Here is an 18217-nt window from a genome sequence, read left to right as displayed (position 1 = left end):
GATTGCCGATGAGCCAGCGCAAGGCGCAGAACGACTACCAGAAGATCATCCGCTCCCTGTCCGACCGCATCGTCGAGGCGCAGACGCCGATCCGCGTGCTGGATGCGATCAAATGGGACGACGGGATCCGCCAGGACTTCCTCAAGGGCCGCGGCAAGCATGCGCCGAAGGTCGACCGCGGCTACTACGACAGCCGCCCGCTGGCCTTCGATGCCAGCGTAAAGAAGCAGGAGTTCCAGAACATCGAGCGCGACATCACCCGCCAGTTGGGCCAGTTCAACCCGGTCGGGCAGATCATGCGGCGGATGTGCAAGGAATACCGGATGGTCATTCGCATGCTCGAGGCGCGCGGCACCCCGGACCTCGGGCTGATCTCCCAGGAACTCTACGGCTCGGCCTCGGACGCCTTCCATGCCGGCGATCCGACCCTGGCCGACCTCGGCCTGATGCTTTCCGACTACCTGAACAACATCGCCGACCGCGGCGATCTCAAGGACGAACCCAAGACCCTGACCGCCAAGGAGGTCGTGCCGATCCTCCAGGCGCGGCTGAACACCGTGTTCGGCGAGGAGGAGGGCACCATCCGCGTGTTCGAGTCCGACGGCATCGTCGCCGACGCGGCGGCCGGCGCCGACTACATCAAGGTGCGCGCCGACGCCCTGTTCAACGAGCGCGACGTGCGCGCGCTGGAGGTCCACGAGGGCCTGGTGCACGTCGGCACCACCCTGAACGGCCTGAGCCAGCCGATCTGCACCTTCCTCGCCAAGGGACCGCCGTCCTCCACCGTGACCCAGGAAGGCCTGGCGATCCTGATGGAGGTGATCGCCTTCGCCTCCTACCCGACCCGCCTGCGCAAGCTGACCAATCGCACCCGGGCGATCCACATGGCCGAGGAGGGCGCCGATTTCCTCGACGTGTTCCACTTCTACCGCGAGCAGGGCTACAGCCTGGAGGACAGCTACCAGAACGCCAGCCGGGTCTTCCGCGGCTCGACCCCGGATGGCCTGCCGTTCACCAAGGACCTGTCGTACCTGAAGGGCTTCATCCTCATCTACAACTACATCCAGCTCGCCGTGCGCAAGGGCAAGCTCGAACAGATCCCCCTGCTGTTCTGCGGCAAGACCACCCTGGAAGACATGCGCACCCTGCGCCAACTGGTGGACGAGGGCCTGGTGGCGCCGCCGAAGTACCTGCCGCCGCAGTTCCGCGACCTCAACGCGCTGTCGGCCTGGATGTGCTTCTCGAACTTCCTCAACCACCTCAGCCTGGACCGCATCGAAGCGGACTACGCGAACATTCTCTGCCCGTTCCCCCGCCGTGCCGGTCCATCCCGGTGCGCGCGGGCGGTCGACCGGCAAGCAAGGAGAACGGCGATGGCCAGCCACGAACTCGACTACCGTATCCTCGGCGAATCCATGCAGACCGTGGAGATCGAACTCGATCCCGGGGAAACCGTGATTGCCGAGGCCGGGGCGATGAACTACATGACTGGCGACATCCGCTTCACCGCGCGGATGGGCGACGGCTCCGACGGCAGCCTGCTGGGCAAGCTGTGGAGCGCCGGCAAGCGCAAGCTCAGTGGCGAGTCGGTGTTCATGACCCACTTCACCAACGAAGGCCAGGGCAAGCAGCACGTGGCCTTTGCCGCGCCCTATCCGGGCAGCGTGGTGGCGGTGGACCTGGACGATGTCGGCGGGCGCCTGTTCTGTCAGAAGGACTCGTTCCTCTGCGCAGCCTATGGCACCCGGGTCGGCATTGCCTTCGCCAAGCGCCTGGGCGCCGGTTTCTTCGGCGGCGAGGGCTTCATCCTGCAGAAGCTCGAGGGCGATGGCCTGGTCTTCATCCACGCCGGCGGCACGCTGATCCGGCGCCAGTTGAATGGCGAGACGCTGCGGGTCGACACCGGTTGCCTGGTGGCTTTCACCGATGGCATCGACTACGACGTGCAACTGGCCGGCGGCCTGAAGAGCATGCTGTTCGGCGGCGAAGGATTGCTGCTGACCACCCTCAAGGGCAGCGGCACCGTCTGGCTGCAGAGCCTGCCGTTCTCGCGCCTGGCCGGGCGCATCTACGACGCCACCTTTCGCGCCCGCGAAGAGGTGAGGACCAACAACGGATGAGACGCCTACTGATCCCGCTGCTGGTACTCGGCGCGCTGTTCCTCGGTGGCTGCAGTTCGCTGTTGTTCTATCCCGAGCCGGTGGTGCAGATCACCCCGGCGCGCGCCGGGCTGGAGTACCGCGACGTCACCCTGACCACCGCCGATGGGGTGCGCCTGCGCGCCTGGTGGCTGCCGGCGAAGAAAGGCGTGCCGGTGAAAGGCACCGTACTCTACCTGCACGGCAACGGCGGCAACCTGTCCTGGCACCTCGGCGGCACCTGGTGGCTGCCCGCCGAGGGCTACCAGGTGCTGATGCTCGACTATCGCGGCTACGGCCAGTCGGAGGGCGAGCCGGGACTGCCGGAGGTCTATCGCGACATCGACGCGGCGTTCGCCTGGCTCGACCAGGCGCCGGAGGTGAAGGGCACCGAGCGCGTGCTGCTGGGGCAGAGTCTCGGCGGCGCGCTGGCGATCCACTACCTGGTCGAGCATCCGCAGCGCCAGGGCCAGTTCAAGGCGCTGGTGTTCGACGGGGTGCCGGCGAGCTACCGTGGCATCGCCCGGCACATGCTGGACGGCTCCTGGCTGACCTGGCCGCTGCAGGTGCCGCTGTCCTGGCTGGTGCCCGACGACGACAGCGCCATCCATTCGGTGGCGCGGCTTTCTGGCGCACCCATGCTGTTCTTTCACAGCATCGACGATACCATTGTGCCCCTCGAGAACGGCATCGCCCTGTACCGCCAGGCGCGGCCGCCGAAGGTCCTGCAACTGACCCGGGGCGGCCACGTGCAGACCTTCTCCGAAGCGACCTGGCAGGAAGTGATGTTGCGCTTCCTCGACGATCCCCATGGCTTCACCGGCCTGCGCCGGCTGGCCGAAATCCCGAACCGCGAATCCGCGCAACCCGAAGGCAATCCATGAGCGACCGTAACGTACTCCCCTGCATCCTGACCGGCATCGGTACCATCTTCGTCACCGTCGGCGTGCTCTGGTACTACGGCTACCTGCATTTCGCCAAGCCGCAGGACGCCCTGTTGCTGGCCGACTTCACCATGCTGAAGAGCCTGCCCGGCGAAGATGTGAAGCTGTCCCTGGAGCCGGCCAAGCAGGTCGCGCAGTGCATCGATGGCGTCCTGGTGCTGTTCGACACCGAGCAGAAGGGCCTTTCCGGCGTGCTGGTGGACAACAGGAAGCACGCCGTGCGCTGCGCCGGACAGGAAGTCCCGCAGGAAGTGAAATGACCGAGGTCCGCGTCTGGCAGGGAGACATCACCCGTCTTGCGGTGGATGCCATCGTCAACGCGGCGAATTCCTCGCTGCTCGGCGGGGGCGGGGTCGACGGCGCCATCCACCGTGCCGCCGGTGCCGAACTGGTGGCGGCCTGCCGCCTGCTGCACGGCTGCAAGACCGGCGAGGCGAAGATCACCCGCGGGTTCCGTCTGCCGGCGGCCCACGTGATCCACACCGTCGGCCCGGTCTGGCGCGGCGGCGACAACGGCGAAGCGGAGCTGCTGGCCAACTGCTACCGGCGCAGCCTGGCGCTGGCCGAGCAGGCCGGGGCGGCCAGCGTCGCGTTCCCCGCCATCAGCTGCGGCATCTACGGCTATCCCTTGGAGCAGGCCGCGGCCATCGCCGTCGAAGAGGTCTGCCGGCAACGCCCGGCGCACAGCAGCCTGGAGGAAATCGTCCTGGTTGCCTTCGATAGCTCGATGGCCGAGCGCTACCAGCGCTTGCTCGGCGAGCGGCCTGTGGCCCGCTGATACCTGGAGAGCTGCGGCCCCGCCCATGAAAAAGCCCCGCCGGATGGCGGGGCTTTTGGGCTTCCGTAGGGCTTGTCAGCCGCTGACGGAGGAGCGTGGCGCGACCGGCTTGGCATCGTTGGAAATGGTGACTTCCACCCGACGGTTCATGGCACGGCCGGAGCTGGTGCCGTTGCTGGCGACCGGATATTCCTTGCCGTAGCCACGGGTCGCCACGCGTTCCGGGCTGATGCCGCGGCTGAGCAGGGCCATGCGCACCGAGTCGGCACGACGTTCGGACAGGCGCTGGTTGTAGTTGGCGGAACCGGTGCTATCGGTGTAGCCCTCTACGATCACCTGGCGCTCCGGGTTCTGCTGGAGGAACTCGGCCAACTGCTGGATATTGCGCATGGCGCCGGGCTTCAGGTCGGACTTGTCGAGATCGAACAGCACGTCGCCGAAGGTCACCATGGTGCCGCGCGAGGTCTGCTTGGCATTCAGCTGGCTACGCAGCTTGTCCAGTTGCGCGGTGCGCGCGTCGAGGCGGGCCTGGGCGCGCTGGGCGGAGGCGTTCTGCAACTGCGCCTCGGCATTGCGCAGGACGATGGTCTGCTTGGCCAGTTCGATGCGCTGGTTGGTCAGGTAGGCCAGTTGGTCCACGTCGCGCTGGTCTTCGCCATCCTGATAGGCCTTGTCGGCCTTGGCCAGCCAGTCGCCGGCGTCCTTGGTTTCCAGGGCCGCGACCTTGGTCGCGTCGGGCTGCGACTGCAGCGCGGAGAAGTTGCTGCGGGCCTGTTCCAGGTTGGCGTTCGGCGGCGTGGAGCAGGCGGCCAGCGCCAAGGCCAGCAGGGATACGGCGGGGGGGGCAATGTACTTACGCATAGGGGTCATCCTTAATCACGAATCGACGAAAGAAGGGCGGAATCCGGCTTAGTGCTGCGTATCGCGCATGCCTTCCTCACGCAGTTCCATGACGCCCTGCTGGGCATCCTTCACGGCTTTCTGCGCCTTGGCGGCCTGGGTCTTGCGCTCGGCGACCCGGGCGTCCCACTCGGCCTGCTGCGCCAGGCGCTTGGCCTGGTCGTATTCCTTGTCGTTCATGGCGATACGCGCCTGGCTCAGCTTGTCCTGGGCGGACTTCATCTCGACCGGGGCATATTCCGGGCCGCCGGCGCTCACCGCGTTGTTCACCGCGGACTCGGTCACGGCGAACTGCTCGGTCGGCGGGTTGCCGGCGCAGCCGGCCAGGACCAGGCTGCTGCCTACGGCCAGCAGGGCCAGCTTGAGGCCACGCAGGGAACCGGTGTGTTGCTTGCTCATCGCTTTTTGCTCCATGGGAAATTTCCTCTGACAGGGATGCTGATTCCTTGGCTTTCATCTCTGGCCATTACCGTGGGCGGGTTTCCGGCCCTCCGGTCTTTTCTTCCTGCTCACTGAGCAAGCCTCTGCCAGGCCTCTGTTTCAGGGGCTTGGCGATTGGCCATGTACTTTTAGTGACTCACCCGCTCGTTCAGGGGTTCAAAAAAAAATCTGAAATTTTCTGACTGAACAGTCGGCTTCCGGCGTGGTCGCAGAATGCCATCTCTCGTCGCTAAAGCCCGTCCTACGGGGCTCTAGTCCACGAAACGCACAACTGCCGCAGCGCTCCAGGACGGAACGCTCGGGCAGAAAAAAGCCCCACCTGAGTGGGGCTGGAGGAGGCCAGTGGGGCCTTTCAGAAACGCTTGCGCAACAGTCGCAGACCGTTGAACACCACCAGCAGGCTGGCGCCCATGTCGGCGAATACCGCCATCCACAGGGTGCCTTCGCCGGCCAGGGTCAGGGCGAGGAACACCGCCTTGATGCCCAGGGCCAGGCTGATGTTCTGGATCAGGATCGCGTGGGTGGTGCGCGACAGCCGGACGAATTGCGGCAACTTGCGCAAGTCGTCGTCCATCAGCGCGACGCCGGCGGTCTCGATGGCCGTGTCGGTGCCCGCCGCGCCCATGGCGAAGCCGATGTCGGCGCGGGCCAGGGCCGGCGCGTCGTTGATCCCGTCGCCGACCATGCCGACCCGCGAGCCGTCGGCCTGGCGCGCTTCCACTTCACGCAGCTTGTCCTCCGGCAGGAGGTTGCCGCGAGCTGCGTCGATGCCTACCTGGGCAGCGATGGCGGCTGCGGTGTGCGGGTTGTCGCCGGTGAGCATCAGGGTCTTCACGTCCAGCGCGTGCAGCTCGCGGATCGCCTCGCGGCTGCTGTCCTTGACCCCGTCGGCGACGGCGAAGAGGGCCCGCACGCGCTGCGGATCGCACAGCGCGATGACCGTCTTGCCCTGGCGCTCCAGGGCGTCCAGGCGCTCTTCCAGGGCCGGCGAGCAGAGGCCCAGTTCCTCCACCAGGCGATGGTTGCCGAGGTGGTAGAGGACGCCGTCGATGCGTCCGCTGACGCCTCGTCCCGGCAGGGCGGCGAGATCCTCGACCACGCCCAGGGCAAGGCCGTCTTCTTCCGCTGCGTTGGCCACGGCGCGCGATACCGGATGGTCGGAACGCGCGGCCAGGCTGGCGGCGAGCAGGCGCGCATCCGTCCCGTCAGCCTCCGCGATCGGCAGGTAATCGGTCTGTTGCGGTTTGCCATGGGTGATGGTGCCGGTCTTGTCGAGGGCGACCCAGGACAGCTTGCGACCGAGTTCGAGGAACACCCCGCCCTTGATCAGGATGCCCAGGCGCGCCGCGGCGGAAAGGCCGCTGACGATGGTCACCGGGGTGGAGATCACCAGCGCGCAGGGGCAAGCGATCACCAGCAGCACCAGGGCGCGGTAGATCCAGTCCAGCCAGGCGCCGCCGAACAGCAGCGGCGGCAGCACCGCGGTGGCGAGGGCGATGAGGAATACCACCGGGGTGTAGACGCGGGCGAAACTGTCGACGAAACGCTGGGTCGGTGCGCGGGAACCCTGGGCTTCCTCCACGGCGTGGATGATCCGTGCCAGGGTGCTGTCGTCGGCGCGACGGGTGACGCGGTACTCCAGCGCGCCCTCGCCGTTGATGCTGCCGGCGAACACCGGCTCGCCGACCTCCTTCTCCACCGGCAGGCTTTCGCCGGTGATCGGCGCCTGGTTGACGCTGGAGCGGCCGCTGGTCACCTCGCCGTCGAGGGCGATGCGTTCGCCGGGCTTCACGCGCACGGTGGCTTCCAGTTCCACTTGCTTGGCCGGCAGTTCCTTCCATTCGCCGCCGACCAGCACGGTGGCCTGTTCCGGAGCCAGTTGCAGCAGGCCGCGGATGGCGTTGCGCGCGCGATCCAGGGACTTCGCCTCGATCAACTCGGCGATGGCGAACAGCACGCTGACCATCGCCGCTTCCGGCCACTGGCCGATGAGCACGGCGCCGGTCACGGCGATACTCATCAGGGCGTTGATGTTCAGGTTACGGTTCTTCAGGGCGATCCAGCCCTTGCGGTAGGTCGGCAGGCCGGCGCCGAGGATGGCCAGCAGGGCGAGGCCGGCGACCACCCAGTCCGGCGCCAGGCCGAACCATTCGACGATCTCCGAGGCCAGCGCCATCGCGCCGGCCAGGGCCAGCGGCCACCAGGGCTTCGCCGGCGCTTGCGAGGGGCCGTCGGTATTTTCGCCGGCATCCAGCGGCACCGCCTGCATGCCGAGGCCGGCGATCAGCTTCTGCAGCGGCTCGACGCTGTCGAAGCGATGCTGGACGCGCAGCAGGCGCTGCATCAGGTTGAATTCCAGCGACTCCACTGCCGGCTGGCGACCGAGGGCGTCGCGGATCAGGCGTTCCTCGGTCGGGCAGTCCATCGCTTCGATGCGCAGGTCGCTCCAGCGCAACTCGGCGTTGCCGGCCAGGGTTCCGATGGCGGCCACCGCCGGGCGAGGCGCGTGGCGGTGCCCATGATCATGTCCGTGACCGTGACCGTGACCGTGACCGTGACCGTGACAGCAAGTGTCGGCGTGTTCGTGGCTCATGGAAACAATTCCCGTTTGACGTGTTGGGTGCGATTGCACACCCTGTAGCAACTACAGAGTCAAGCGGCACTGCCAATTCGGGTAGCCGCGTCGGCGATTGGAGGAGGGTTGGCATGAAGATCGGTGAACTGGCGAAAAGAACCGGTTGCCCGGTGGAGACCATCCGCTACTACGAGCGCGAAGGACTGTTGCCCGAGCCCACGCGTAGCGAAGGCAACTATCGGCAATACACCCTGGCGCATGTCGAGCGCCTGTCGTTCATCCGTCACTGCCGCTCGCTGGACATGACCCAGGAGGAAATCCGTACCCTGCTGGCGTTGCGCGACCGTCCCGAGGCGGATTGCGGCACCGCCAACCGGCTGATCGACGAGCACCTGCATCACGTCGAGGTGCGCATCGCCGAACTCCAGGCATTGCGCGAGCAACTGCGGGATCTCGGTTCGCGCTGCACGGTCGCCGGCAACAGCCAGGCCTGCGGCATCCTCCGCGAACTGGAGCAGCCCGCGCCGCTGTCGCCTATCCCCGAGGAATGCGCCGAGGCCGGGCACATGCACGTTCCCGGCGTGCACCGCCGGCATGGCTGAAGCCGCGCTCAGTGACTGGAGGTGTCCTGTTGCGCGACCAGTTCGTGCAGGTACTTGCGCGAGAGCGACAGGAAGCGTGGGGTAGGGCCGACATCTTCATAGAGCGGATCGCCCTGTTCGTCGGTGGCCACCACCTGACTCCCTTTCACGTAGGGGAAGCTCGCCTCCAGTTCCTCCAGGGCGGCGCCGACCAGCTCGCCCAGTAGTTCCTCGACGCTGCGCCGCGGATACATCTCGTGCAGCGCGGCGAGGCGCGCGGCGCTTTCGACGTCCAGCGGGATGCTGTAGTGGTTGCGGGCCATGCGGCCCTTGGCGGTGTGTTCCCAATGGCGGACAAGCTCACGGATCTTCATGCTGACCTCTTCAGCCCGGTCGTGGCGGGCGTGCTGGGGGTGCCCTCGTGGGGACGTGCCCCGGTGCGGGCACTTCCTTCAGCCTAGACCCGATCGGCGCCGGTAGCCTCGTTTCCGGCCCGGCGGCGCCGTACTGGCACCCTGCGGGCTTGTAAGCGCGGGGGCGCCTGGGCCAAGCTGTTTTCCCACCCGCAGTGGAGACAGGTCATGCCGGAAATCGATGCGCGCCTGCGCGAGGACGTCCACCAACTGGGCGAATTGCTCGGCGACACCATCCGCGAGCAGTACGGCCCGCGATTCCTCGACAAGATCGAGCTGATCCGCAAGGGCGCCAAGGCTGCCCGCCGCGGTTCCGCGGAGGGCGCCCAGCAGCTCACCGCCACCCTCGACGGGCTCGAGGAAGACGAACTGCTGCCGGTGGCGCGGGCCTTCAACCAGTTCCTCAACCTGGCCAATATCGCCGAGCAATACCACCGTATCCGCCGGCGCCGGCCGAACGAGCCGGAACCCTTCGAGAACCTGGTGCTGGAAGAGCTGCTGGGGCGTCTCAAGGACGCCGGGCATGCCCCCGGTCAACTGGCTCGCCAACTCGCCGGGCTGGAGATCGAACTGGTGCTGACCGCCCATCCCACCGAGGTGGCGCGGCGCACGCTGATCCAGAAATACGATGCGATCACCGCGCAACTGGCGGCCAAGGACCATGCCGACCTGCTGCCGGAGGAGCGCAGTCGCATCCAGCAGCGCCTGCAGCGGCTGGTGGCCGAGGCCTGGCATACCGACGAGATCCGCAAGGTCCGGCCGACCCCCGTGGACGAGGCGAAATGGGGCTTCGCGGTGATCGAGCATTCTCTCTGGCAGGCCTTGCCGAACGTCCTTCGGCACGTCGACGAGGTACTCCTGCGCAGCACCGGCGAACGCCTGCCGCTGACCGCCGCGCCGCTGCGCTTCGCGTCCTGGATGGGGGGCGACCGCGACGGCAATCCCAACGTCACCGCCAGCGTGACTCGCGAGGTCCTGCTGCTGGCGCGCTGGATGGCCGCCGACCTCTACCTGCGCGATATCGACCGACTGGCCGCCGAGCTGTCCATGCAGCAGGCCTCGCCGCAGCTGCTGGCGCGGGTCGGCGATAGCGCCGAGCCCTATCGCGCCCTGCTCAAGCAGTTGCGCGAGCGCCTGCGCGTGACCCGCAACTGGACCCACCAGGCCCTGGCCGGCGAGGTGCCGGCCACGGAGGGCGTCCTTGAGCACAACCACGACCTGGTCGAGCCGCTGCAACTGTGCCACGAGTCGCTGCACGCCTGCGGCATGGGCGTGATCGCCGACGGCGCGTTGCTCGACTGCCTGCGCCGTGCCGCCACCTTCGGCCTGTTCCTGGTACGCCTGGACGTGCGCCAGGACTCGGCCCGCCATGCCGCCGCACTGAGCGAGATCACCGAGTACCTGGAGCTGGGCAGCTACGACGAGTGGGACGAAAAGACCCGCCTGGAATTCCTTCTCGAGGAACTGAACAGCCGCCGCCCCCTGCTGCCGGCGCACTACCAGCCTTCGGCGGAGACCGCCGAAGTGCTCGCCACCTGCCGGGCGATCGCCGCCGCGCCACCGGCGTCGCTGGGTTCCTACGTGATCTCTATGGCCGGCCAGCCGTCCGACGTGCTGGCGGTGCAACTGCTGCTCAAGGAGAGCGGAGTCGATTGGCCGATGCGCGTGGTGCCGCTGTTCGAGACCCTCGACGACCTGGACAACGCCGGCCCCTGCATGGAGCGCCTGCTGACGCTGCCGGGCTACCGTTCGCGGCTCTCCGGGGTGCAGGAAGTGATGATCGGCTACTCCGATTCGGCCAAGGACGCCGGCACTCTCACGGCGGCCTGGGCGCAGTACCGGGCGCAGGAGAAACTGGTGGAGATCTGCCGCCAGCACGAGGTCGAGTTGCTGCTCTTCCACGGCCGCGGCGGTACCGTCGGTCGCGGCGGCGGGCCGGCCCACGCGGCGATCCTGTCGCAGCCGCCGGGTTCGGTGGCCGGGCGCTTCCGGGTCACCGAACAGGGCGAGATGATCCGCTTCAAGTTCGGCTTGCCGGACATCGCCGAACAGAACCTCAATCTCTACCTCGCCGCGGTGCTGGAAGCGACCCTGATGCCGCCGCCGGCTCCGGAGCCGGCCTGGCGCGCGCAGATGGACCGCCTGGCGAAGGACGCGCTGCTGGCCTACCGCAGGGTGGTGCGCGACGATCCGCAATTCGTCGAGTATTTCCGCCTGGCCACGCCCGAGCAGGAACTGGGTCGCCTGCCGCTGGGCAGCCGCCCGGCCAAGCGCCGCGAAGGCGGGGTGGAGAGCCTGCGGGCGATTCCCTGGATCTTCGCCTGGACCCAGACGCGCCTGATGCTGCCGGCATGGCTTGGCTGGGAGACCGCCTTGCTGAACGCCATCGAGCGTGGCGAGGGCGCGCTGCTCGGGCAGATGCGCGAGCGCTGGCCGTTCTTCACCACCCGCATCGACATGCTGGAAATGGTCCTGGCCAAGGCCGACGCGGATATCGCGCGGCTCTACGACGAACGTCTAGTGCCGCTCGAGCTGCGTCCGCTGGGGCGTCGTTTACGCGACCTATTGTCGCAGGCGGTGCGCGTGGTGCTGGGACTGACCGGGCAGTCGCTGCTGCTCGCCCACGCCAGCGAGACCCGCGAGTCGATCAGCGTGCGCAACAGCTATCTAGACCCGCTGCACCTGCTCCAGGCTGAGCTCCTGGCCCGTTCGCGGCGCTGCCGGGGCGACGCCTGCGGCGGCCTGGAGCAGGCGCTGCTGGTGACGGTCGCGGGGGTCGCCGCCGGACTGCGCAACACCGGATGAGGGAGGGCGGGGGCCAACTTTCGGTGTCTTGTGCGGTGGGGGGGCGCTGTGTATCTTGGACAGCCTTTTCGGCGCCATACAGTGCCGTTTCCTGCAAATACGAGATTGGCCCCACGAGGCGGATCCAGATTTTCGCTTACCAATTCTAAGGAGCATATCGATGCGTGTGATTCTGCTCGGGGCACCCGGTGCCGGCAAAGGCACCCAGGCACGGTTCATCACCGAGAAGTTCGGCATTCCGCAGATCTCCACCGGCGACATGCTGCGCGCCGCGGTCAAGGCCGGCAGCCCGCTCGGTCAGCAGGTGAAAGGCGTGATGGACAGCGGCGGCCTGGTATCCGACGACATCATCATCGCCCTGATCAAGGAACGCATCACCGAGGCCGATTGCGCCAAGGGCTTCCTGTTCGACGGTTTCCCGCGGACCATCCCGCAGGCCGAAGCACTGAAGGACGCCGGCGTGACCATCGACCACGTGGTCGAGATCGCCGTCGACGACGAGGAGATCGTGTCGCGTATCGCCGGTCGTCGCGTGCATCCGGCCTCCGGTCGCGTGTACCACACCGAGCACAACCCGCCGAAGGTCGCCGGCAAGGACGACGTTACCGGCGAAGACCTGATCCAGCGCGAGGACGACAAGGAAGAGACCGTGCGTCACCGCCTGTCGGTCTACCATTCGCAGACCAAGCCGCTGGTCGACTTCTACCAGAAGCTGTCGGCCGCCGAAGGCACCCCGAAATACCACAGCATCGCCGGCGTCGGCTCGGTCGAGCAGATCACCGCGAAAGTGCTTTCGGCCCTGAGCTGATCCGCAGCGCTGTAGCACCGACGGCCCGCTTGCGGGCCGTCGGCGTTTCCGGGGCGACGAAGGCTGGTACAATCGGCGTCTTTTTCACCACGCGGAACCGTCGATGTCCACTCTGTTGGCCCTGGATACCTCCACCGAAGCCTGCTCCGTCGCCCTGCTCCACGAGGGGCGGGCGCTCAGTCACTACGAGGTGATCCCGCGCCTGCATGCGCAGCGCCTGCTGCCGATGGTCCGCGACCTGCTCGACGAGGCCGGCGTCGCCCTGTCCGCGGTGGACGCCATCGCCTTCGGGCGCGGTCCGGGCGCCTTCACCGGCGTGCGCATCGCCATCGGCGTGGTCCAGGGCCTGGCCTTCGCCCTGCAGCGCCCGGTACTGGCGATCTCCGACCTGGCGATCCTGGCCCAGCGTGCCTACCGCGAGCAGGGCGCGGAGCGGGTCGCCGCGGCCATCGACGCGCGGATGGACGAGGTCTACTGGGGTTGCTACCAGTTGCAACAGGGCGAGATGCGCCTGGCCGGCAGCGAAGCGGTACTGCCGCCCGAGCGGGTCGCCGTACCGTGGGACGCCGCTGCCGCGGACTGGTTCGGCGCCGGCACCGGCTGGGGCTACGTCGAGCGCATGCCGCAGCGCCCGGCCGCGCTGGACGCGAGCCTGCTGCCGCATGCCGAGGACTTGCTCAGCCTGGCCGGCTTCGCCTGGGCGCGCGGGGAAGGCGTGGAGGCGGAACAGGCGCTGCCGGTGTACCTGCGCGACAACGTGGCGACGCCGAAAAAGGCGCCCTGAAAATGCCGCGCAGCGGTAATTGCCAAGCCTTTCGGGGCTGGCTAGAGTGTGGAGACTTCCCTGGGTCTTGATCATGCGTATCGACGGACTTTCTTCCTCTTCGTTGCCGCTGGAGCGCAGCGCCCGACCGGGCTCCGCGGTCACGCCGTATCGCGACGTGCAGCGCGAGGTCGAGGCGCGGCGTGAGCAGCCGGCGCCGGTTTCCGGCAGCCAGGGCTTCGAGCAGGCACCGCAGGCGCGCAAGGTCCAGGCCAGTTCGGCGGGCGGCGAGAGCCTGCCGGTCAGCGCCCGCGACCTGCTGGCGTTCCAGCGCCCGGTAAGCAGCCATGCGGCGATGGCCCTGGCCAGCTACAACTCCACCGCCAGCCTCAACATCGACGCCGGCGCCGAGGATGTCCTCGGCCTCGACCTCTACGCCTGAGCGGCTCCCCGCGCTCCCGTGGTTTCCCTTCCTTATTTCCTCGGTTGTCCATCCTGGAACGAGGCGGCCTGGCGCGGCAGCTTCTATCCGCGCGAATTGCGTTCCGCCGACTACCTCGGACACTACGGCGGCATCTTCAACGCGGTCGAGGGCAATACCACCTTCTATGCCCGGCCTTCGGCGGAAACCGTGCAGCGTTGGGCCGAGACGATGCCGGCGGGGTTCCGCTTCTGCGCCAAGTTTCCCCGCGATATCAGTCACGAAGGCGACCTGCGCGAACGGCTCGAGGCCGCCGGCGACTTCCTCGAACTGCTGGCGCCGCTTGGCGAAAGGGTCAGCCCGCTGTGGCTGCAACTGTCGGCGGCGTTCACCCCGCAGCGCCTGGGCGAACTGCTGTATTTCCTCGATGAGCTGAGTCCGCGACGGATTGCCGTGGAAGTACGCCACCCGGCGTTCTTCGACAAAGGCGAGGACGAGCGCCTGCTCAACCGCCACCTGCGCGAGCGTGGCGTGGAGCGCATCTGCCTGGATTCGCGGGCGCTGTTCAGTTGCCGTTCGGACGATCCGGCGGTGCTCCACGCCCAGTCGAAGAAGCCGCGCCTGCCGATCCGTCCGGCGGCCTTCAGCGATACGCCGCAGGTGCGTTTCATCGGCGGCCCCGAGCTGCCGGCCAACGAGGTGTTCCTTTTGCCCTGGGTCGACAAGGTGGCCGACTGGATCGAGGCCGGCCTGACTCCATACGTCTTCCTGCATACCCCCGACAATCACCTGGCGGCCCAGCAGGCCCAGCGTTTCCATGCCCTGCTGGGTCAGCGCCTGCCAGGCTTGCCGGCGCTACCCGAGCCGATCCCGGCCCCGGAAGTGGAGCAACTGGGCCTGCTCTGAGCGCGGTGCTCGACGCTCCGCCGGCCTGCGCCTAGGCTAGGGAGTCCTTTCCCCGCCACGGAGCCCGCCGCCATGACCAGCCAACGCCAACGCGCCGAACGTTTCCGCGACCTGCACCAGGGGCCCGGCATGCTGGTCCTGCCCAATCCCTGGGATGCCGGTTCGGCGAAGATGCTCGCCAGCCTCGGCTTCGACGCCCTTGCCACCACCAGCGCCGGCCTGGCGTTCTCCCTGGGCCGGCGCGATGCGGAAGGCGCGGTGAGCCGGACCGAGGCGCTGGAAAACGCCCGGGCGATCGTCGCCGCCACCGGTCTGCCGGTCGCCGCCGATCTGGAGAACGGCTACGGCGATGCTCCGCAAGACTGCGCCACGACCATCCGCCTGGCCGCCGAGGCCGGCCTGGTCGGTGGTTCCATCGAGGATGCCAGCGGGCGCGCCGGACAACCCATCTATGAGTTCTCCGCCGCGCTGGAGCGGGTCGCTGCCGCGGTCGAGGCGGCCCGTGCGTTGCCATTCCCGTTCACCCTCTGCGCCCGCGCGGAGAACTTCCTGCATGGTCGCGAGGATCTCGACGATACCCTGCGGCGTCTGCGCGCCTACGCCGATGCTGGCGCCGATGTGCTCTACGCGCCCGGTTTGAACCGCCGCGAACAGATCGTCGCGGTGCTCGAAGCGGTGGCACCGAAGCCGGTCAACGTGCTGGTTGGTTCGCCGCGCCTGGAGCTGTCGCTGGACGAGCTGGAAGCCCTCGGCGTCAAGCGCGTGAGCCTGGGCTCGAATCTTGCCCGGGTCGCCTTCGGCGCTTTCCATGAGGCGGCGCAGGCGCTGGCGCGGCGCGACCTGGAAGCGACCCGCGCGGCGATGCCTTTCGACCGCATCAACGATCTGTTCCGCTGAACCCGTGCGCCGCCTGGCCTGGTTGCTGCCGTTGCTGCTGGCGGGGAGCGCCGGCACCCTACGCTACCAGTGGCTCGATCTGCCGGCGCGCTGGAATCCCTGGCTGCCGCTGGACGTGCGCGAACCGCCGAACCTGTTGACCCGCTACAAGCTATGGCGGCTGGCCGACGACCGGAGCCTCTGCGATGCCGCCCTGGCCACCTCGCAACTGCGCTACCAGCGGGTCGCCGACGACCCGCCATCGGCTACCTGCCCGTTGAGCAACAGCCTGCGCGTGCGGGGGGCGGCATTGGAGTTGAGCAGCAGCTTCCTCGCCAGTTGCCCGCTGGCGGTGAGCTATGCGTTGTTCGAGCGCCACGTGCTGCAACCGGCAGCCCTGGACATCTATGGCCAGCCGCTGGCGCGGGTCGAGCATGTCGGCAGCTTCGCCTGCCGCAACGTCTACAACCGCGAGAACGGCCGGCGCAGCCAGCATGCTTCGGCCAATGCCCTGGACATCAGCGGCTTCCGCCTGGCCGACGGGAAGCGGATCCGCCTGGCCACGGACTGGGCCGGCGCGAGCGCCGACGGGCGCTTCCTGCGCCGCGTGCGGGACGGCGCCTGCGCCAGTTTCAATGCGGTGCTGGGGCCCGACTACAACGCCGCCCACCGGGATCACTTTCACCTCGACATGGGCCTATGGAAGGTCTGCCGTTGAGCGCGCGCGGGCCAACTCTGGCAAAATCCGCGCTTTCCCCGACGATTGCCCGACCATGACCGATTCCGCCGCTCCTCGCCTGCATGTCCAAGCCCTGTCCGCCGATTGCGCCGAGGCTGCGCGGCGCTGGGCGGAGCGGCTCGGCCTGCCGCTGGCGGCGGACGACGAGGCGGAGTTCGCCGTGCAGGTCGGCGAGCAGGGCTTGCAGGTCTTGCAACTGGGGGCGGACTCCCCCGGTCCGGTGCGGGTCGATTTCGTCGAGGGCGCCAGCGCCCATCGGCGCAAGTTCGGCGGCGGCAGCGGACAGATGATCGCCAAGGCGGTCGGCGTCCAGCCGGGCATCCGTCCGCGTGTCCTGGATGCCACGGCCGGTCTGGGCCGGGACGGGTTCGTCCTCGCCAGCCTGGGCTCCGAGGTGACCCTGGTCGAGCGCCAGCCGCTGATCGCCGCCCTGCTCGAGGATGGCCTGGAGCGCGCCCGGCGCGATCCCGATGTGGCGCCGATCGCCGCGCGGATGCGTCTGCTCGGCGGCAACTCGGCGGACCTGATGCGCGCCTGGGATGGCGAGGCGCCGCAGGTGGTCTACCTCGACCCGATGTTTCCCCATCGCGACAAGAGCGCATTGGTGAAGAAGGAAATGCGTCTGTTCCGGCCGCTGGTGGGCGACGATCTCGACGCCCCGGCGCTGTTGCAGGCGGCCCTGGCCCTGGCCAGCCATCGGGTGGTGGTGAAGCGCCCGCGCAAGGCGCCGATCATCGAAGGGCCCAAGCCCGGCTATAGCCTGGAAGGCAAGTCCAGCCGCTACGACATCTACCCGAAGAAGGCCCTGGGCAAGGGCTGAGTGTCGACCCCGCAGGGAGGCGGCGAGCATGCAGCAGACCATCGATTGTCCGATTCGCCGGCGCCTGGCGCACCTGCCCTGGGCTAACGACGGGCGTGCCGGCGCCCGCCACTGGCTGGAGATGCAGCGCGATCCGCTGGCCTGGTTGCAGAAGATGCACGTCGCGCAGCCGGACCTCGCGGTCGCCCGCATGGGCCCGCAGCGTCTCTGGTGCCTGTTTCATCCGCAGGCGGTGCAGGAGCTGATGGTCGATCGCCGTGATGACCTGCAACGCTGGCAGCCGGCGCTGTGCATGCTGAAACAGTGGAACGGGCGCAGCTTCATGATGCGCGAGGGCGCCCCCGCCCAGGCCCGGCGCAAGGAGGTACGGCCGCACCTGGCGCCGCCGCCGGCCAGCGAGGTTCGCCGCCTGGCAGCGCAGTGGGGCGAGCGGGTGGAGGAGGGGCGCGAATACGACCTCGACCTGGAAATGGCTGCGTTCAGCGTCACCCTCAGCGGTCACGCGCTGTTCGACGTCGACCTGCAACCGTCGGCCTATCGGATCGCCAAGGCGGTGCGCCTGCTGTCGCGGGTGGCGTTGCTGGAAATGAGCACCGGCCTGCCGCTGGGCCACTGGTTCCCGAGCAAACTGTGCCCGCGCAAGCGCTGGGCGCTGGGCCAGTTGCGCGAGGCGGTGGGCGAGGTGGCGGAGCGCTCGCCGCGGCCGCTGGCGGACCTGCGCGATGAACTCTGCACCCTGCTCATGGCGTCCCACCAGTCCACCGGCGTGACCCTGACCTGGAGCCTGTTGCTGCTGGCCCAGCGTCCCGAGTTGCTCGCGCGGCTACGCGCCGAGCTGGCGGGAGTGAATTGGACGGCGATCCGCTCGGTCGCCGACCTGCGCGATTGCGCGCTGCTCAGGGCGGTGCTGCAGGAGTGCCTGCGCCTGTACCCGCCGGCCTACGGCCTGGCGCCGCGGCAGGTGACGGCGGACATCGAGGTGTTCGGCCAGCGGCTGAAGCGCGGCGACGTGACCATGGTCTCGAGCTGGATCACCCAGCGCGATCCCCGGTGGTTCGAGGCGCCGCTGGACTTCCGTCCCGAGCGCTTCCTCGAACCGGCGCGCTGGCCGCGCGGCGCCTACTTTCCCTTCGGCCTCGGCGACCGCGCCTGCCCCGGCACCGCGATGGCGATGATCGACCTGGCGGCGGCGCTGGCCTACTGGGTCGAGCACTGGGACATCATGCACGACGGCGACCTGGCGCCGCGCGGCTGGTTTTCCCTGCGTCCGCAGCGAGCGCGGGTGCGTTTCCGCCGTCGCGCCTGAGCC

Annotated in this window: 18 protein-coding genes and 1 pseudogene; 15 read left to right on the top strand and 4 right to left on the bottom strand. The window is 68.3% G+C overall.

All coding sequences use genetic code 11. The features are described 5' to 3' along the window. Positions 1-8: 8 nt before the first annotated feature. From HMPREF2886_RS26320 to HMPREF2886_RS26300, 5 genes and pseudogenes are all read left to right on the top strand, one after another. Positions 9-1301: pseudogene (locus HMPREF2886_RS26320) on the top strand (flavohemoglobin expression-modulating QEGLA motif protein); the annotation flags it as partial. Positions 1302-1373: 72 nt separating this feature from the next. After that, positions 1374-2120 (top strand): TIGR00266 family protein, encoded by a 747-nt coding sequence (locus HMPREF2886_RS26315; protein WP_033969805.1) that lies wholly within the window; start codon positions 1374-1376, stop codon positions 2118-2120. Then, a complete protein-coding gene (locus HMPREF2886_RS26310; RefSeq protein ID WP_033969803.1) occupies positions 2117-3022 on the top strand; it encodes an alpha/beta hydrolase in 906 nt (301 codons plus the stop codon). Before HMPREF2886_RS26315 ends, HMPREF2886_RS26310 begins: the two co-directional genes overlap by 4 nt. Continuing rightward, the gene (locus HMPREF2886_RS26305) at positions 3019-3342 is read left to right on the top strand and encodes a PA3694 family proteiin (RefSeq protein WP_003092509.1); all 324 of its coding nucleotides are present in this window, start codon (positions 3019-3021) and stop codon (positions 3340-3342) included. Before HMPREF2886_RS26310 ends, HMPREF2886_RS26305 begins: the two co-directional genes overlap by 4 nt. After that, complete coding sequence (locus HMPREF2886_RS26300) at positions 3339-3860, top strand: O-acetyl-ADP-ribose deacetylase (protein ID WP_033998944.1); 522 nt, start codon at positions 3339-3341, stop codon at positions 3858-3860. Before HMPREF2886_RS26305 ends, HMPREF2886_RS26300 begins: the two co-directional genes overlap by 4 nt. A gap of 75 nt (positions 3861-3935) precedes the next feature. Here the strand turns inward: HMPREF2886_RS26300 and HMPREF2886_RS26295 are convergent, their stop codons facing one another. From HMPREF2886_RS26295 to HMPREF2886_RS26285, 3 genes are all read right to left on the bottom strand, one after another. Beyond that, complete coding sequence (locus tag HMPREF2886_RS26295) at positions 3936-4721, bottom strand: lipotoxin F family OmpA-related lipoprotein LptF (protein ID WP_033886253.1); 786 nt, start codon at positions 4719-4721, stop codon at positions 3936-3938. A 48-nt stretch (positions 4722-4769) separates the two neighbouring features. Next, positions 4770-5174 carry a DUF4398 domain-containing protein gene (locus HMPREF2886_RS26290; RefSeq protein ID WP_003092495.1) on the bottom strand — a complete coding sequence of 135 codons (405 nt, stop codon included), beginning with the start codon at positions 5172-5174 and terminating at the stop codon, positions 4770-4772. A 379-nt stretch (positions 5175-5553) separates the two neighbouring features. Next, a complete protein-coding gene (locus HMPREF2886_RS26285; RefSeq protein ID WP_070748676.1) occupies positions 5554-7794 on the bottom strand; it encodes a heavy metal translocating P-type ATPase in 2241 nt (746 codons plus the stop codon). A gap of 113 nt (positions 7795-7907) precedes the next feature. Between HMPREF2886_RS26285 and cadR the strand changes: the two genes are divergently transcribed. Then, positions 7908-8378: a Cd(II)/Pb(II)-responsive transcriptional regulator gene (gene cadR, locus HMPREF2886_RS26280; RefSeq protein WP_039027553.1), complete on the top strand. Its 471-nt coding sequence runs from the start codon at positions 7908-7910 to the stop codon at positions 8376-8378. Positions 8379-8386: 8 nt separating this feature from the next. Here the strand turns inward: cadR and HMPREF2886_RS26275 are convergent, their stop codons facing one another. Next, on the bottom strand, positions 8387-8731 hold the full coding sequence (locus tag HMPREF2886_RS26275) for a hypothetical protein (RefSeq protein ID WP_003092488.1): 345 nt from the start codon (positions 8729-8731) through the stop codon (positions 8387-8389). 207 nt (positions 8732-8938) lie between these two features. Here HMPREF2886_RS26275 and ppc point away from each other — a divergent pair, with 207 nt between their 5' ends. The 9 genes from ppc to HMPREF2886_RS26230 all read left to right on the top strand — a co-directional run bounded on the left by ppc (position 8939) and on the right by HMPREF2886_RS26230 (position 18214). Beyond that, the gene (gene ppc, locus HMPREF2886_RS26270) at positions 8939-11575 is read left to right on the top strand and encodes a phosphoenolpyruvate carboxylase (protein ID WP_033969797.1); all 2637 of its coding nucleotides are present in this window, start codon (positions 8939-8941) and stop codon (positions 11573-11575) included. 160 nt (positions 11576-11735) lie between these two features. Next, positions 11736-12383: an adenylate kinase gene (gene adk, locus HMPREF2886_RS26265; RefSeq protein ID WP_012074669.1), complete on the top strand. Its 648-nt coding sequence runs from the start codon at positions 11736-11738 to the stop codon at positions 12381-12383. Between the two features lie 103 nt (positions 12384-12486). Beyond that, the gene (tsaB, locus tag HMPREF2886_RS26260; protein WP_033969794.1) at positions 12487-13167 is read left to right on the top strand and encodes a tRNA (adenosine(37)-N6)-threonylcarbamoyltransferase complex dimerization subunit type 1 TsaB; all 681 of its coding nucleotides are present in this window, start codon (positions 12487-12489) and stop codon (positions 13165-13167) included. A 73-nt stretch (positions 13168-13240) separates the two neighbouring features. Continuing rightward, complete coding sequence (locus tag HMPREF2886_RS26255; protein ID WP_039027555.1) at positions 13241-13588, top strand: hypothetical protein; 348 nt, start codon at positions 13241-13243, stop codon at positions 13586-13588. An 18-nt stretch (positions 13589-13606) separates the two neighbouring features. Next, complete coding sequence (locus HMPREF2886_RS26250; RefSeq protein WP_033969790.1) at positions 13607-14473, top strand: DUF72 domain-containing protein; 867 nt, start codon at positions 13607-13609, stop codon at positions 14471-14473. Positions 14474-14545: 72 nt separating this feature from the next. Then, complete coding sequence (locus tag HMPREF2886_RS26245) at positions 14546-15370, top strand: isocitrate lyase/PEP mutase family protein (protein WP_033969789.1); 825 nt, start codon at positions 14546-14548, stop codon at positions 15368-15370. Between the two features lie 4 nt (positions 15371-15374). Next, on the top strand, positions 15375-16067 hold the full coding sequence (locus HMPREF2886_RS26240) for an extensin-like domain-containing protein (RefSeq protein WP_039027556.1): 693 nt from the start codon (positions 15375-15377) through the stop codon (positions 16065-16067). 55 nt (positions 16068-16122) lie between these two features. Next, positions 16123-16908: a class I SAM-dependent methyltransferase gene (locus HMPREF2886_RS26235; protein WP_070748674.1), complete on the top strand. Its 786-nt coding sequence runs from the start codon at positions 16123-16125 to the stop codon at positions 16906-16908. Positions 16909-16936: 28 nt separating this feature from the next. Beyond that, entirely contained in the window at positions 16937-18214 is a 1278-nt protein-coding gene (locus HMPREF2886_RS26230) for a cytochrome P450 (RefSeq protein ID WP_033969784.1), read from the top strand. Positions 18215-18217: the final 3 nt, after the last annotated feature.

Source organism: Pseudomonas sp. HMSC066A08 (genome assembly GCF_001813025.1).
In the GTDB taxonomy this organism is placed as follows: domain Bacteria; phylum Pseudomonadota; class Gammaproteobacteria; order Pseudomonadales; family Pseudomonadaceae; genus Pseudomonas; species Pseudomonas aeruginosa.
Note: the sequence above shows the minus strand (reverse complement) of the source record. Positions and strands in the feature narration are given on the sequence as shown.